We start from the raw sequence: 15488 nt of genomic DNA on the forward strand, positions 1-15488 counted from the left end.
GACCACGCCGCCCCCGACCACGCCGCCTCCGACCGGTGGCGGCTGCGCGGCGACGGTGTCGGTCAACCAGTGGACGGGCGGTTTCGTCGCCACGGTTCGGGTGACCGCGGGCTCGACGCCGGTCAACGGCTGGACGGTCACCATGACCCTGCCGCCGGGCGCCAGCGTCACCAACGCCTGGAACGCCAACCGCAGCGGGGACACCGGAACGGTCCGGTTCACCAACGTCGGTCACAACGGCTCCATCGCACCCGGCCAGTCCACCGAGTTCGGCTACCAGGGCGCCGGAACCGGCGGGGGGATGACCCCCACCTGCTCCACGCCCTAGAGCCCTCAGGGCCCGGTGGGCAGGCCGTGCGCCGCCACACCGGGCCCGGGAGGCGGCGGACCACCCCGGGTCATTCGGTCTGGTCGAGCCAGATCACGATCCCGGTCAGGTCGCTGAGCACGGCCGCCACGCCCGCCCGGATGGCGGCCGCGCAGCGCTCGGCGGTGAACGAGCCGGGGTCGTACGTCGAGGACGCGCCGAGCCCCTCACCACGGAACGACGCACCGGACCAGTCGACCGACGTCACGTTGTGGGTGGGCTCGGCCAGCTCCGCTCCCACCACGAGGAACTGCTGTTCCAGGTGGCTCGGGGTGACCAGCGCAAGGGCGTCGATGAGGTCGTTGCCCGCGCTGACGATGAGGTCGGGATGCATCCCCATGGCCTTGGTGATGCTGGGAACGGCGTCGTGGGCGTTCCCCGCGACGATCTTCCTGAGATCGAGGTGTTCGTCGTCCGCCCAGCCCTCGACGGCCGTCACGAGAGCCTTGGTCGGCTGGTCGTCGCCGGCGGTGAGCAGCACCACCCGGTAGTCCCGGGCCGGGTGGACACCGGTCCACGAGTCGGGCCGCGGCCGGATCGTCCCCTCCGGAGCGGGCGTCGTGGAAGGGTCGACGAACCCCGGGCCGAGGGAGCCGACGGCGGTGGGTCTGGGGCGCGGCTCTGACCAGTCGTCGCCGGAGCTGCATCCGGTGACCAGCGCGGCGGCGGCCAGCACGGCAACGGCCCGAAGCGGGGGGCGCAAGGCGATCGTCCTCCGGAAGGTGGCGGAAAAGTGTGCGTACTTCTTCGTATTCCTATCCCAGTTCCGGCCACTTCCGATGCACGGGTCGCCGCTGCGGGATTTTGTTTTCCATCGGTTCGTCGGCGGGCGGGCTCGTGTTCACCAACGGCGTGCAGCGTGCACTGGCCAACTGAGGGAGTCGCATGTTCAGGCGCGTCCGCCATACCGTTATCGTCATTCTTGTCGGGATCGCTGCGGCGGTTATCCCATTCCTGGGCGCCGGTCCGGCCTCCGCCCACGGCTTCTCGTCGACCGTGTACGCAAAAATCACACCGGGAGACGAGGGTCACATACGCACGGGAGTGGAGCTCGAATACGACCTTCTCGTCGTGTCCGTCGCCGATTCCGGTGCCGATGATCCGCTCTTTCAGGAGGGAACGGCCGCGTTCGAGGCGGGTGACTCCGACGCGCAGGCCGCGGCGTTGCGCAAGCACGCCGAGACGACCCTCAGATACGTCGCCGACCGCTTCACGGTCACCGCACGGGATGCGGCGTGCCAGCCCGCGCAGGTGGGCGACGCGACGATCGGCGAGCGCGAAGGCGTGCCGTACGCGAACCTGCTGCTCGACTGGGCCTGTCCCCAGCGGACCGACGAGCACGAGGTGCGCAGCGCGCTGTTCCCGGACGACGAGGGCTACGTCAAGGGCACCAAGACGATCGTCACGTACGAGATCGACGGCCGTTCGGGCAGCGCGGCTCTCGACGCCGGCAACCCCTCCTTCTCGACCGCCCAGTCCTGGCAGGAGCGGTTCGGCGAGTTCTTCCTGCTGGGCGCCGAGCACCTGCTCTCCGGGATCGACCACCTCCTGTTCCTGCTGGCGCTCATCGCCGGGTCGCGGCGCCTGCGGGAGATCGTGCTCGCGGCCACGAGCTTCACCCTGGCGCACTCGGTGACGTTCATGCTGGCCGCCCTCGGCCTGGTCGAGGTGCCGGCCAGGGTCGTGGAGCCGATCATCGCGCTGTCGATCGCCGTGGTCGCCGGCTGGCACCTGTGGGGGATCTGGCGGCGCGGCGACCACGCCACCGACCTCGATCCGGCGGGCCGCGGCCACTTCAGCCTGGACCGCGCCGGCTGGATCCGCCTCGGCGTCGTGTTCTGCTTCGGCCTCGTGCACGGCCTGGGATTCGCGGGCGCGCTCGGCATCGACGAGGCGTGGTCGTGGACCCTGTTGTGGTCCCTGCTGGTGTTCAACGTCGGCATCGAGGTCGTCCAGCTGACGATTATCGCGGCCGTCTTTCCATTGCTGATCGCGTTGCGCCGTCGAGCGCCGAAAGCCGGCCTCTGGGCGACCGGGGCCATTTCCGCCGGCGTGTCCATTATGGGGTTGGTCTGGTTCGCGCAACGCGTGTCGGGGTCGTGAGCAGGGCTAAGTAATGCGCGACGTGCAGCCATCCGCAAGATCACGTTCATGGCTGGTTCACCCCGCGGCGAAACCGTGAATACGCTTCCCCATCGTCGGGAGCGGATCATCCATTTCTCTATTTGAAAAGGGAACAATGTCGATGACATTGAGCACCTCCACCCGGGCCTCCGGGCTCGTGCGGCGGCGTGTGGTCGCCGGGGTCGCAGCGGGATTCCTCGGAATCTCCGTAGCCATCGGTAGCGGCCTGACGGCCACCGCCAGCGCGGCCGAGGCCACCACGATCACGGGCGTCGTCCTCGGCGTCGGCGCCAACGAGACCCAGCGCGTGGTGACCTGGTACTCCTCCGCCGACACCGCGCAGAAGATCCAGCTCGCCCCGACCGCCGAGATCGTCAACGGCGAGTTCCCGGCCAGCGCCCTCAGCTTCGACGCCGTCGGCGCTGCGAACACCTCCACCACCGGCTTCAACCGCCACGCCACCATCACCAACCTGCGCGAGAACACGGCGTACTCGTACCGGGTCGGTGCCGAGGGCAGCTGGTCCCCGGCGTACGCCTTCAAGACGCAGGACTTCGAGGGCGACTACGACTTCCTGTTCTTCGGTGACCCCCAGATCGGTTCCTCGGGTGACCGGCTGAAGGACCAGGCCGGCTGGGAGGAGACCCTGAAGGTCGCCACCGCGGCCAACCCGAACACCGAGCTGCTGGTGTCCGCCGGCGACCACGTCGAGAGCGCCAACGACGAGGGCCAGTGGACCTCGTTCCTGGCCCCCGACCAGCTGCGCCAGTACCCCCTCGTCGCCACCATCGGCAACCACGACGTCGGCGGCAAGTCCTACGAGCAGCATCACTTCACCCCGAACACCGATCGCTCGTCCCAGTACTACAGCGGGGACCCGTCGACCCGGTCCGGCGGTGACTACTGGTTCATCCACAAGGACGTGCTGTTCATCGACCTCAACAGCAACAGCTACGCCAACCCCGCGGACGGCTCCGCCGGTGGCGACGCGGCGCACGTCGCGTACATCACCGACGTCATCAACAAGCACGGCTCCGAGGCCAAGTGGAAGGTGCTGGTCTACCACCACTCCATCTACTCGCCGGCCAGCCACGCGACCGACAGCGACAACAAGCAGCGGCGGGAAGACTTCACCACGGCCTTCTCCAACCTGGGCATCGACATGGTGCTGCAGGGCCACGACCACAGCTACACCCGCAGCTACTCCATCAAGAACGGCCAGAAGGAGAACCCCGCCGAGCAGCCCGGTGCTGCCGACGTGTTCCCCGGCCCGGGCGGCGTCATCTACGTGACGGCGAACTCGGCCTCCGGCTCGAAGTACTACGACATCAAGAAGCCGGACAGCACCGGCACCGGCATCCGTGGCAACGGCCCGGACCCGCTGGACCCGGGCAAGTACTGGTACAACTCCGTGCAGAACCAGGAGCACGTCCGCAGCTACGTCAAGGTGCAGGTGCGCGGCGACAAGCTGGTTCTGGCGAACGTCCGCAGCGGCACCTGCGCGGCGCCGAACGCGGCCGTCGAGAAGGGCCTCACCTGCACCAACACCGCCGAGGGTCAGCCGGTCGGCTCGATCGTCGACAAGGTGACCGTGCACCCGTACCAGGGTGACGGCCAGGCCATCCAGGTCAACGTGCCGAACCCGGCTCCGGGTGAGTTCGGCTGGACGATCGACGGCTACAACGGCCTGGTCGACCTGGGCACCGCGCAGGAGCGCGACGGCACCTACTTCGAGGCGAACGGCAAGATCAACCCGATTCTCGTGTCGGACAGCCGTCGTTCGCTCGCTCCGTGGTCGATCTCGGCCAACGTGGGTGACTTCCAGGACGGCGACAAGACGTTCGCCGGCTCCTACCTCGGCTGGACCCCGTACGTGCTCGACGGCGGCGCGGGTGCCGAGGCCGGTGCCCCGGTCCTGTCGTCCTTCGACGACCAGGGCAAGGGCCTCTCGGTCTCCAGCGGCCTCGGTGCGGCCGCGCAGGGTCACCCGCGAGGTGGCGCCAAGCTCGGCGCTGACCTGGATCTGAAGATCCCGGACAGCATCGCGAAGGGCAGCTACCGCACCACCCTGACGATCACTGCGCTGAGCAGCTGATCGGACGCCCCCTGAGCTGGCGGGGTAGGCATCTTCGGGTGTTTACCCCGCCGCTCGTTCCGGAACGAAACCAGACCGCCTGAGGACCCCGAGATGTCGACGACCCCAACGCGCCGGAAAACGACCGTCGCCGCCCTGCTCCGTACCGCCGCCGCCCTGCTCGCCACCTCCGCCGTTGCCGGCCTGGCTTCAGGTCCCGCGCTGGCGGCGAAAGGCGACGTCGCCTGGACGGTCCGAACGGCCTCCAACAGCTACGGCGCCGCCCGGTCCAGCTTCAGCTACGCCGTAAACCCGGGTGGACGGGTCGAGGACGCGATGGTCGTCGCCAACCGCGGACCGGTCCCGCTCAGTCTGGCCGTCTACACCGCCGACGGCTTCACCACCGGCGCGGGCCAGCTCGACCTGCTCGCCAAGGACGGGAAGTCCGTGGCGGTCGGCGCCTGGGTCCACGCCGACTCCGGCAGCGTCACGATCCAGCCGGGCAAGACCGCCCAGGTCCCGTTCAAGATCAATGTTCCGGACAACGCCACGCCCGGCGACTACGTCGGCGGCATCCTCACCTCGCTGACCCAGGCGGACCAGGCCGAGGGCATCAACGTGGATCGGCGCCTCGGCATCCGGATCAAGTTGCGGGTCGGCGGCGAACTGAAGCCGAACCTCGCGATCGAGGATCTGCACGTCACGTACGGGGGGACGCTCAACCCGTTCAGCCGGGGCGACGCCACGGTCACCTACAAGATCCACAACTCCGGTAACGCCGCCCTCTCCGGCCAGCAGGCGGTGTCGGTCTCGGGCCCGTTCGGTTCACTGCGGGTCGGAGCGGGCGACATCACGGCACCACCGGAGCTGCTTCCGGGTGAGAGCTGGACCGTGAAGGTGCCCGTACGCGGCGTGGCGCCGGCCGTGTGGTTGGCGGCGACCGCAACCCTCACGCCCCGGCTCACCGACGCGTCGGGCTCCACCACCTCGCTCAAGCCGGTCCAGGCCACGACGCACGGCTGGGCCCTGCCGTGGATGCTGACACTGGTGCTCGTCGTCCTGGTCGCCGCACTCGTCGGGGCGATCCAGTACCGACGCCGCAACCGGGTCCGGCACCGGACGCGTGAGGAGGCCCGGGTGCGCGACGCCGTCGAGCAGGCGCTGCGCGGCCAGGAGCCCCGGACGTCCTGAGCGCGCCACCGGCCGTCCCTCGGTGACGGGCGGCGGCCGAGCGCCGTCGGTCGCCCTTGTGGGTGAACGCTGCTCAGCCCCGGACCGGGCCCCTCCCGCAGCCGGCATGCTGCGACGGTGATGCCGGCGCGGAGAGGGAATCCACATGGCTGACGGGGATGTGCCCGAGCGGATGCAGGTTGCGGCCTTCGACGAGTTCGGCGGGCCGGAGGTGATCAGCCTGCGGATGCTGCCGGTTCCGGAGGTCGCCGACGACGAGGTGCTCATCAAGGTGTGGAGCGCCGGCGTCGGGGTGTGGGACGCGTACGAGCGCCAGGGCGTGCTGGTGCCCGAAGGCTCCGAGTTCCCGATCGTGCCCGGCTCCGACGGTGCCGGGACCGTGGTCGCCGCCGGCAGCCAGGTGAACAACGTCGCGGTGGGTGACCTGGTCTACGTGTCCGCCACCACCAGGCCGAAGGGCGGCTTCTACGCCGAGTACGCGGTGACGAAGGCGCAGTACGCCGCGAAGCTGCCCGAGGGTGTGCCGGCAGAGCACGCCGGCGCCATGCCCACCGACGCGTTGACCGCCCTCGCGGGGCTGGACACCCTGAGCCTGCCGGCCGGCGCCTGGCTGCTGATCTTCGGCGCGAGCGGCGGGCAGGGCCACCTCGCCGTGCAGTTGGCCAAGCGGCTGGGGCTCAACGTGATCGCGGTGGCCTCCGGGCGGGACGGGGTGACGCTGGTGACCCGGCTCGGCGCCGACGTGTCCCTCGACGGCCGCGGCGACCTCACCGAGGTGCTCGCGCAGATCCGGGACGCCGCCCCGGAAGGGGTGAACGGCATCCTGGCCATGGCCGGCGGCAAGACGCTGGACCGGCTCACCGAGGCGCTTGCCGACGGCGGAGTGGTCGCGTACCCACACGGTGTGCAGCCGGAGCCGCGCGAGCGGCCGGGCGCGCAGGTCCGGGCGTACGACGGTGTGGCCGACCAGGAGCAGATGCGGCGCCTCAACGAGCTGATCGAGACCGCCCCGTTCCAGGTGCACGTCGCCGAGACGTTCCCGCTCGGCAAGGTGGTGGAGGCCCACCGGCGGCTGACGACCTCCTTTCCGGGCAAGCTGCTGTTGACGATCCGCTAGAGGTGATCACGGCCCGGCCGTCGCCAGGTAGCCGGCGAGGTGACCGGCAGCCACCAGCATCGCGTGTCCCCGGGTGGCCAGGCGCTGCCGCCAGTCGTGCAGGGACGCCGCCAGCGGACCCGGACCGTCGGCCGCGCGTACCTGCCGCATCACGGTCGCGATGTGGTCCAACCGGTAACCGCCCCGGCGCAGGAGATGGGCCAGCTCGGCGTCGCGGACGTCCTCGGGGCCGTACTGCCGCTGCCCGGAGGGGTGGTCGCGCGCCGGGGACAGGACGCCGGCCCGTTCCCACTTCCGAAGCGTCGCCGGTGTCACGCCGAGCCGGTGGGCGAGGTCGCCGACGGCCAGTGGCCGGCCGGGCGGGGTCGGTGCCGGTGCGGCGGTGAGCACCCCGATGGTCGTCTCGACGGCGTCGAGCGTCTCGCGGTCGCGCAGCAGTTGCGCGTGGCTGGTGTCGACGGCGCGCAGGGCGGTGTCCAGGTCACCGCGAACGGCGGCCCGCATGATCTCCCCGCCCGTCGCGTACCCGTGCGCCGCGACGAGCGCCAGGTACGCGCGCAGCGCCGCGGCGTGCACCTCGGTGTACGCGCGGTAGCCGCTCGATGTGCGCCGGGCGGCGGGCATGACGCCGTCGTTCTCGTAGTTGCGGACGGCCTGGCTGGAGATGCCGTGCTGGCGGGCCAGGTCCACCGGCCGGTAGGCGCGTTCTGCTGTTTGAGAGTTCAGCTCGGACTCCGGTATCGGTGACGACGAAAGTCTCAACGGGTGGTTCAACGATACGGTGAAGGTCATGGCTTCTTCACCCATGCCCGCCTCCTGGTCGTTCGACCTCGGCGCCGACGACATCGCCGAACTCATCCTCGCCCTGCCCGAGGTGGCCGTCGTCCTGGCCGACGAAGCGTCCGGCGCCCCACGGTCCAGCTGGGGCGACCGGTTCTTCTTCGTCGGGCCGGACCGCCGCCGGCCGTTCGCCACTCTCGTCGGGCAGGACACCGCCGGCTTCGACGAGGACTCGGACCTCGACCGGCCCGGCGTCTTCCGGCTCAGCCTGGACCTCGGCCGCGAGGGGTTCGAACGCCGGTTCGGCTACCCGCCGGCGCAATTCGCCGAGCATCGTTCCGCGGTCGACTTCACCGCCCTCGACCAGGTCGTTCCCCATCCCGCGTACGGCACCCACGGGTGGGCGTGCGTGCTCAACCCGGGCCCGCGCAGCCTGGCCGAGGTCGACCGGTTGCTCGCGCACGCCCATCACCGCGCGCTGCGGCGGCACCGACGCGCGCTCGACCGCCAGCACCGCCCGACGGACTGAGCCCGCCGCCGGCCGGCTGCGTCAGCGGCCGGATCGGTCGCGGGGTCGCGGAACGCGTACCGATGCCATGCCGGCCGCGGTGGCGGCCTGGATGCCCAGGTCGGTGTCCTCGAAGACCAGGCAGGCGCCCGAAGGTACGCCGAGGTGCTCCGCGGCGAGCAGGTAGGCCTCCGGGTCGGGCTTGGCTCGCGTGTAGTCATCGGCGCAGACCAGCACGTCGAACCGGTCCAGCAGGCCGAGCGCGTCCAGGGAGGCGGTGACCGCGGCGCGGGTGCCGCCGGAGACGACGGCGAACGGAACCCGCCGGTGCGCGTCGTGGATGTGCGCCAACACGTCGGGTACGGCGGCGAGCTGCGGCAGCAGCTCCTGGAAGTAGCTCTCCCGGCGTTCGTCGACGGTCGCCACCGGCATGGTCAGGCCGTGCTGCTCGTTCAGGTCGACGATGATGTCGGCGGACGGCCGGCCGCCCCACGCGTAGAACAGGTCCTCGGGGAACTCGCAGCCCCACTCGTCCAGGGCCCGCTGCCAGGCCACGTAGTGCAGCGGCATCGAGTCGACGATGGTGCCGTCGCAGTCGAACAGGTACGCCGCGAACTCGCCGGGTGGCAGGGGCAGACTCATCGGAGCAGGGTACAGCGGGCGCCGCCCCGCCGACCGTTCCCGCTCAGTCGTCCGGCTCCTCGGCGGTGACGGACTCCAGCCGCCGGAGCAGATGCGCCCGCTCCGGCTCGGTGCCGACCAGCGTCAGCGCGCTGCGGTACGCCGCCGCGGCCTCGCCGTACCGGCCGAGCCGGCGCAGCAGGTCCGCCCGGGTGGCCGGATAGAGGTGGTAGCTGCCCAGCCGCGGATCGTCGGCCAGCTCGTCCAGCAGGACGAGCCCGGCCTGCGGCCCGTCCCGCATGGCCACGGCGGCGGCCCGGTTGAGCGCGACGACCGGCGAGGGGACCAGACCGAGCAGGACGTCGTAGAGCGCCACCACCTGGGGCCAGTCGGTGCTGGCCACGTCGGCGGCCTCGTCGTGCAGTGCGGCGATGGCGGCCTGCACCCCGTACGGCCCGGGTGGTCCTCCGGTCAACGCGACCACCACCAGCCGGCGCCCCTCGTCGATCATCCGGTGGTCCCAGCGTGCGCGGTCCTGGTCGTCGAGCAGGACCATCGCGCCGTCCGGCCCGGTACGCGCGGCGCGTCGGGCGTGGGTGAGCAGCATCAGCCCGAGCAGGCCGGCGACCTCCCGCTCGGCGGGCAGCAGCCGGCGCAGGATCCGGGCCAGCCGGATGGACTCCTCGGCGAGGTCGGTCCGCTGGAGATCCGGGCCGGAGCTGGCGGCGTACCCCTCGGTGAAGACCGAGTAGACCGCCTGGAGCACCGTGGGCAGGCGTTCGGGTAGTTCGTCGGCGCCCGGCACCCGGAACGGGATGCGGGCGTCGCGGATCTTCCGTTTGGCCCGGACGAGTCGCTGGGCCATGGTCGCGGGCGGCACCAGGAACGCCCGCGCGACCTCGGCCGTGGTTAGGCCGGCGAGGAAGCGCAGGGTGAGCGCGCCGCGGTCCTGGGCGGGCAGAGCCGGGTGGGCGCAGGTGAAGAAGAGCGCCAACCGGTCGTCGGGCAGGTCGCGGTCCGCGTCGGCGGGTGGGGCGGCGTCGGCCCGCTCGGCTTCGGCCTGGAGCACGGCGAGCCGGGTGGCCAGCACTCGGTCGCGGCGGAGCCGGTCCACGGCGCGGCGGCGGGCCGTGGTGAGCAGCCAGGCTCCCGGCCGACTCGGAACGCCGTCGGTCGGCCAGTGCACCAGCGCTGCCTCGATGGCCTCGGAGGCGACCTCCTCGGCCAGGTCGAGGTCGCCGAAGCGGTGCACCAGCGAGGCGAGCAGCCGACCGCGCTCCTCCCGGAACACCGCCTCGACCGACGACCCGACCTGTTCCATGCCGCCTGCCCCCTGGCCGGGCACCGTCAGGCCTCCACCTCGATCTCGGCGACCGGGCGCACCTGGACCGACCCGCCGCCGAGAGCACCCGGGCTGCGGGCCGCCCATTCCAGCGCGGCGTCGAGATCCGGCACGTCGATGATGTCGTACCCACCGAGCACCTCGCGGGTCTCGGCGAACGGCCCGTCGGTGATCGTGCGTTCGCCGCCCGCACCGACCTGCACGCTCGTGCAGGTGGTCAGGTCCTGCAAGGGGTACCCGGACACCCAGATTCCCGCGTCCTTCATCTCGCGGTCGTAGCGGATCCAGTCCTCGAAGCTGCAACCGTCGACGGGCTCGTTCCAGTCGGTGGTCGCGGGGGTCATGAACAGCAGCATGTACTTCACGCCTCGGCTCCTCTCGGTACGGCGGGTCGCCGTACAGCATGACGACGAACGCGCACCGGGGATATCGACACGGCGGCCGGAAAATCTGCCGATGGTCAGGGACCGACCGGCGGCGCTGCTTCGAGGTGCGGGCCGCGTCGGTCGAACCGCCGCTCGTACCAGGTCACGCCGATGAGGAAGACGGTCAGCAGGGCGAGCGCGGCCAGCGGGGGCAGGGCCCGGCCGACCGGCAGGAGGGCCAGCGGCACCAGCGCGACGACGACCTGCGCCGGGTGCACCGCGCGGACGGTGAGCCGGCGGAAGAGCAGCCGTGCGAGCAGGTAGAGGGCGACGCCGCCGTAGAGGGCGGTGGCGACGAGCCAGCCCGACCGGGTACCGCGATCGCTCTCCCCGGTGAGGTGACCGAGCACCTGTTCGATGCCGAACGCGACGTAGATCGCACCGATGATCAGGGGCGCGTGCACGAGGCCGTACGCGTCACCGGCGACGTCGGACCGCCGCTCACGCGGCACCAGCATGATGGACCGCCGGGCGGCGGGCGCCAGTCGGTCGAAGTAGAGCCACCACAGGCAGACCGTGATGACGAGGCCGAGCAGCGCCGCCACCAGGCCGGCCCCGACCGGCGCCATCGACCTCGGCCCTGCGCCCGCCGCTATCAGCGACTCGCCCAGCGCGATGATGAGCACCAGACCGAACCGTTCGGTGAAGTGGTCCAGGCTGTGCAGCGGCCACGGGCGGTAGGCGGACGCGACCCGGGCGCCGCCGATGTCCACCAGGAACGCCAGCGTCCAGAGCGCTGTCTGTGCGGTGCCGCCGAGCATCGCACCGACGATGAGCGGGAGCCAGGCCGCGGTCGCCGGCACGGCGAAGAACCGGAGGGTCGAGCGCAGCGGCGGGTCCGTTGCGCTCACCCAGAACAGCACCCCGAGCTGCACCGCCCTGGTGACCAGGTAGGCCAGGGCGAGGGTGAGCGGCGCGTCGAACAGTTCCGGGCCCTGCCGCCACGCGTCCGGCAGCACCAGCGCGGCCACGAAGATCGCGGCCATCGCCGTCAGGGTGGCCGCGCGGACCGCGCCGACGTCCGCGCGAACCAGGTTTCCCAACCAGAGGTACGGCCCCCAGGAGTAGATCAGCAACAGCAGGAGAAGCAGCCCCTGGGCCAGGGTGAGCGCGGTCGGTGGCTGCGCCATGAACGTGATGACCCGGGTGAGCGCGAACACGAAGACCAGGTCGAAGAAGATCTCGAACATCGTGGTCCGGTGCGTCTCCGCAGTCGGCACCGGACGAACGCCGAAAATCCCCCTCATTCCCGCAGTCTGCGCCAACCCGGGCGCATCGACGGACGGTTCAGCCGGTCGCACCGCTCGGCGCCGCCGGGACGGCCGCGCTGTCCGTCCGCCGCCGGCTCCGCTCGGCCCGCCGGCGGACCTGCTGGTACGCACCGGTCAACCCCATCGCCCGGCGGACCTCGATCAACGTCTGCCGTACCTCCTGGCGGGTCCGTTCGGTGCCCTCGACGATCAGCCGGTCGACCAGCCCACGGTCGGCTTCGATCGCGGCCCGACGTTCCCGGATCGGCGCCAGGAACCGCTCCAGCGCGACGACCAGCCGCTCCTTCACCTCCACGTCCCCCACCCGCCCGGCCCGGTAGCGCTGAGCGAGGTCAGCCACCTCGTCCCGGTCGGGGTTGAACACCTCGTGGTACGCGAAGACCGGGTTGCCCTCCACCGTTCCCGGCACGTCGGCCCGTACCCGGTTCGGATCGGTGTACATGCCGAGCACCTTGCGGCGCACCGTGCCCGGGTCGTCGGAGAGGGCGACCGTGTTGCCCCGGCTCTTGCTCATCTTGGCCGCGCCGTCGGTGCCCACCAGGCTCGGCGTGTCCGCCGGGATCAGTTCGGGGACCGGGAAGACCGGCCCGTACAGGTGGTTGAATCGGCGTGCGATCTCCCGGGTCACCTCGACGTGCGCCGCGTTGTCCCGGCCGACCGGGACCACCTCCCCCTTGACGCAGAGGATGTCCGCGGCCTGGAGCACCGGATAACCCAGCAGGCCGTACGGCATCTCCTCCTTGCCGGCGTCCCGGGCCATGTCCTTCAACGACGGCACCCGCTCAAGCCGGGGCACCGTCACCAGGTTCTGCAGGAGAGTGTTGAGGTCGCCGACCTCCGGGATGGCCGACTGGAGGTAGAAGGTCGCCCGCGCAGGGTCCACGCCGGCGGCGAGGATGTCGGTCACCATCTCCCGGGCATTGCCGGAGACCTGGTCGATGTCCTCGCGACGGTTCCTGGTGGTGAGCATGTGCAGGTCGGCGATGATGAAGAAGCTCTCGTAGCGCTGATGCAGCCGCACCCGGTTGGCGATGCTGCCGACGTAGTGGCCGAGGTGCAGGCGGCCGGTGGGCCGGTCACCGGTGAGCATTCGTGCGATGGACATGGTGGTGTGCCTCTCGTGCGGGAAGGTGGGTCACGCGTGGGCGCGCGCCGAGCGGGGCAGGTTCGCCTCGTCGGTCAGCGGGATCGGCTCAGCGAGCCGTCCGCCATCGCGCGCCGGCGCGGTACCGCAGACCACCAGCACGGAGGACGTCCAGGAGTTGCTCACGGCCATCGCCGGAGCTGGTCCGGGGCACGACACCGAGCGGCAGGCCGTCGACCAGGTCGACCGCCTCCGCCACGCTGCTGCCCGTCCGGACCACGGCCTCACGCTACCCGTGTGGCCGTGCCTGGTGTGGTGGATGGTTGGCGGAGTAGTAGCCGCCGACGTGTTCCCGGTACTCCGGGCCGGCCGCGTCCGGGTCGAACGGCGGAGCGTCCTTGATCTCCTGCCGGGTCCGGTCGACGTGCACGCTGCGCTCCAGGTGGTCCACCCTGGCCACCGTGCCGGCCGGCAGCAGCACCTTGTGGCCGAGGATCCACGGCCCGGTGTCGACCACCAGATACTGCGCGTCCGCCTCGTTGCTCGCCTCGTCGACGGTGCCGATCCGCCCGTCGCTCGCCTCTACCCGGTAGCCGACGAGGTCGACGGGCGTGCCGGGGCCGGGAGCGTCCGGCCCCTCGTGGTGAGCGTTCGAGCGGTCCGGCGGCGTGACCGACGGGGTCGTCTGCGCGTACCCACCGGCGAGGGCGGACGGGTCGCGCCAGGCCCAGGGATTGAACATCGACGGTTGCACGGGCACCTCCGGTGACGGGTCTTCGGTTTGTCCCGTTCCGCAGTGCCCAACTCACCACCGTCGGAAACAGTTCGGCAATTTCGAGTTCACGGAAATACCAGCTGAGAAATACGTCATAGGCATCGAGCGCCGATAATCGGCCGGGCGTACGCCCAGGTCAGCGCGGATGCGCCTCGCTTCTCGCACATCGGTTGCACCGGTGCTGTGTCCGTCCGGCACATTCGATCGCTGGTCCGCCGTGGACATTCTGGTACCGCATTCAGGCAACGCAACAAAGGGGGACGCAGATGTACCGCACCATTTCGCGGCTCGGCGCCGTACTGACGCTCGCGCTCAGCATCGTCGCCGGGGCCGGCACCGCGGCGCAGGCCGGCGCGCCGGACCCGTACTCGCCGCCGGCGCTCTGTGGGTTCGGCTACGTCGAGGTCGACCAGGACCCGATCCGGGACGCGCAGACCGGCCGCGGACTGGGAACCGTCCACCTGCTCTACAACCGGGTCACCGGCTTCGCCTGCACGGCGACCGTGAAGTCGGCCTACCCGGGCACGCTCACCCGCACGCGGGTCTACCTCGTTGCTGAGTACCTGCCGACGCAGGTCGACGACGGCGCCCGGCTCTACGCGGCCGGCCCCGTCCGGGCGTACGTCCGGGGCGGCTGCACGATCTGGGGTGGTCTGACGGCCGACCCGGGCGGCGCCGTGCACCACCACGAGCGGGCGAACCCGGCGATCGGTGGCATCGGAACCTGCTTCTGAGTCACCACGGCGACGGACCGGTCCATCCTCGTGCCGGTAAACCTCGGCGTTCCGGCCCATGACCAGCTCCGCTGGCATACTCGGCTGCCATGGTGCTGTCGCGAGGGTGGGCTCTCTTCCTGGTCGGAGTCGGGATCTGGACCTGGGTGATCTGGCCGAGGTTCGCGGTCGCCATCTGGCAGGACCCGCGCTCCTGGACGTCCGGCGTGGTGGGGGACGGCTCGGCCACCAGCTTTCTGTGGGTGCACGCCCTCCTGATCGGGGCGTCCCTGGCAATCGGCAGCACCGTCGGGGTCCTCGGCGTCCGCGCCTGGCTCGCCTCCCGCCGACGCCAGAACCGTCCAGCGGTCTGACCGTCCACGTTCCAGTCGGTGCGAGATTCGGTCACTGTCGGTGAGGTAGAGGAGCCGCTTGCGCGGTGGTGCCGGGCCCCTACGTGCCTACCCAACGGGGTTGACCTGGGGAAACGTCTCTACGCAGCAAGTGTGACGTGGAACGCTGGCCCCGGATTTGACGATCAAACCCACGGACGCGTAACTTTCTCTCTGCCAGCGCGGAACGGGGCAAACGGGACGAAGGTCCTGGAGCACCGGATCGGGCGGGCAACCGGGTCAGGTAGGGGTTCGCTCCTGCAGGGCACGGTCCGGGCGGGGCTCGCCAAACTGCCGCGAGGCGGATTTGGTGCAGCGGAACCGACCGGGTAAGGTTTACCACCGGCAGGGCACCGGGCGAGCTTGCGGGACACCGCAGCGGCCGGCCTGCCAAATCCGACGACCTGACGCAGCGGTTCGCTGCTGCGGACGTGCGCCGGGACCAACCCGTACGAAGCACGACAGACCGGGACACACGGTTTGACACGGCGAAGACGGTGAGGTAACGTAGTAAAAGTGCCCGGCGCCAGTGAGCGTCGGGGACGCGGACGGAAAGCCCCGAAATGGGGTCCCACTGGGTGGGGCTTTTGATCGGTGTGTGGTTGTTCTTTGAGAACTCAACAGGGTGCTTGATAAGCCAGTGCCAATTATGATTTATACCCCGGACTGGTCGGGCTTTATGTCTGGCTGGTTGGGATTCCTTT

Annotated in this window: 17 protein-coding genes; 8 read left to right on the forward strand and 9 right to left on the reverse strand. The window is 70.7% G+C overall.

What is annotated here, in order from left to right; genetic code table 11:
- Positions 1 to 328 (forward strand): cellulose binding domain-containing protein (locus EAD89_RS26705; protein ID WP_199733640.1); only part of this gene is annotated, 328 nt, incomplete at its 5' end.
- Positions 329 to 398: 70 nt separating this feature from the next.
- Here EAD89_RS26705 and EAD89_RS26710 read toward each other — a convergent pair.
- Positions 399 to 1070, reverse strand: coding sequence for a hypothetical protein (locus tag EAD89_RS26710; protein WP_121677652.1), 672 nt, complete (start codon positions 1068 to 1070; stop codon positions 399 to 401).
- A 182-nt stretch (positions 1071 to 1252) separates the two neighbouring features.
- On the opposite strand from EAD89_RS26710, the gene EAD89_RS26715 reads away from it, so the two are divergent.
- The 4 genes from EAD89_RS26715 (at position 1253) to EAD89_RS26730 (ending at position 6873) form a co-directional block, all read left to right on the forward strand.
- Complete coding sequence (locus EAD89_RS26715; RefSeq protein WP_121677653.1) at positions 1253 to 2470, forward strand: HupE/UreJ family protein; 1218 nt, start codon at positions 1253 to 1255, stop codon at positions 2468 to 2470.
- A gap of 142 nt (positions 2471 to 2612) precedes the next feature.
- Positions 2613 to 4586, forward strand: a complete 1974-nt coding sequence (locus EAD89_RS26720) for an FN3 domain-containing metallophosphoesterase family protein (RefSeq protein ID WP_121652874.1) — start codon at positions 2613 to 2615, stop codon at positions 4584 to 4586.
- A gap of 93 nt (positions 4587 to 4679) precedes the next feature.
- The gene (locus tag EAD89_RS26725) at positions 4680 to 5756 is read left to right on the forward strand and encodes a DUF916 domain-containing protein (protein WP_121677654.1); all 1077 of its coding nucleotides are present in this window, start codon (positions 4680 to 4682) and stop codon (positions 5754 to 5756) included.
- A 145-nt stretch (positions 5757 to 5901) separates the two neighbouring features.
- The gene (locus EAD89_RS26730) at positions 5902 to 6873 is read left to right on the forward strand and encodes an NADP-dependent oxidoreductase (protein ID WP_199733641.1); all 972 of its coding nucleotides are present in this window, start codon (positions 5902 to 5904) and stop codon (positions 6871 to 6873) included.
- Between the two features lie 6 nt (positions 6874 to 6879).
- Here EAD89_RS26730 and EAD89_RS26735 read toward each other — a convergent pair whose 3' ends face one another.
- The gene (locus EAD89_RS26735; protein WP_121677656.1) at positions 6880 to 7665 is read right to left on the reverse strand and encodes a TioE family transcriptional regulator; all 786 of its coding nucleotides are present in this window, start codon (positions 7663 to 7665) and stop codon (positions 6880 to 6882) included.
- Between EAD89_RS26735 and EAD89_RS26740 the strand changes: the two genes are divergently transcribed.
- Positions 7664 to 8182: a DUF6194 family protein gene (locus tag EAD89_RS26740; protein WP_233579173.1), complete on the forward strand. Its 519-nt coding sequence runs from the start codon at positions 7664 to 7666 to the stop codon at positions 8180 to 8182. The two genes, EAD89_RS26735 and EAD89_RS26740, sit on opposite strands and share 2 nt — an antisense overlap.
- Positions 8183 to 8203: 21 nt before the next feature.
- On the opposite strand, the gene EAD89_RS26745 is transcribed toward EAD89_RS26740, so the two are convergent.
- The 7 genes from EAD89_RS26745 to EAD89_RS26770 all read right to left on the reverse strand — a co-directional run bounded on the left by EAD89_RS26745 (position 8204) and on the right by EAD89_RS26770 (position 13658).
- A complete protein-coding gene (locus tag EAD89_RS26745) occupies positions 8204 to 8803 on the reverse strand; it encodes an HAD family phosphatase (protein ID WP_121652866.1) in 600 nt (199 codons plus the stop codon).
- Positions 8804 to 8846: 43 nt separating this feature from the next.
- Positions 8847 to 10103: an RNA polymerase sigma factor gene (locus tag EAD89_RS26750; protein WP_121677657.1), complete on the reverse strand. Its 1257-nt coding sequence runs from the start codon at positions 10101 to 10103 to the stop codon at positions 8847 to 8849.
- A gap of 26 nt (positions 10104 to 10129) precedes the next feature.
- Positions 10130 to 10480: a YciI family protein gene (locus tag EAD89_RS26755; protein WP_199723290.1), complete on the reverse strand. Its 351-nt coding sequence runs from the start codon at positions 10478 to 10480 to the stop codon at positions 10130 to 10132.
- Positions 10481 to 10584: 104 nt separating this feature from the next.
- Positions 10585 to 11796, reverse strand: coding sequence for a low temperature requirement protein A (locus EAD89_RS26760; protein WP_121677658.1), 1212 nt, complete (start codon positions 11794 to 11796; stop codon positions 10585 to 10587).
- A 40-nt stretch (positions 11797 to 11836) separates the two neighbouring features.
- Positions 11837 to 12925, reverse strand: coding sequence for a tryptophan--tRNA ligase (gene trpS / locus EAD89_RS26765; RefSeq protein ID WP_121677659.1), 1089 nt, complete (start codon positions 12923 to 12925; stop codon positions 11837 to 11839).
- Between the two features lie 88 nt (positions 12926 to 13013).
- The gene (locus EAD89_RS30590; RefSeq protein ID WP_158609768.1) at positions 13014 to 13184 is read right to left on the reverse strand and encodes a hypothetical protein; all 171 of its coding nucleotides are present in this window, start codon (positions 13182 to 13184) and stop codon (positions 13014 to 13016) included.
- A gap of 9 nt (positions 13185 to 13193) precedes the next feature.
- On the reverse strand, positions 13194 to 13658 hold the full coding sequence (locus EAD89_RS26770; protein WP_121677660.1) for a PRC-barrel domain-containing protein: 465 nt from the start codon (positions 13656 to 13658) through the stop codon (positions 13194 to 13196).
- Between the two features lie 287 nt (positions 13659 to 13945).
- On the opposite strand from EAD89_RS26770, the gene EAD89_RS26775 reads away from it, so the two are divergent.
- Complete coding sequence (locus EAD89_RS26775; RefSeq protein WP_121677661.1) at positions 13946 to 14413, forward strand: hypothetical protein; 468 nt, start codon at positions 13946 to 13948, stop codon at positions 14411 to 14413.
- A gap of 89 nt (positions 14414 to 14502) precedes the next feature.
- On the forward strand, positions 14503 to 14766 hold the full coding sequence (locus EAD89_RS26780) for an SCO4848 family membrane protein (protein WP_121677662.1): 264 nt from the start codon (positions 14503 to 14505) through the stop codon (positions 14764 to 14766).
- Positions 14767 to 15488: the final 722 nt, after the last annotated feature.

Origin of the sequence: Micromonospora sp. BL4 (assembly GCF_003667505.1) — a bacterium.
GTDB lineage: Bacteria > Actinomycetota > Actinomycetes > Mycobacteriales > Micromonosporaceae > Micromonospora.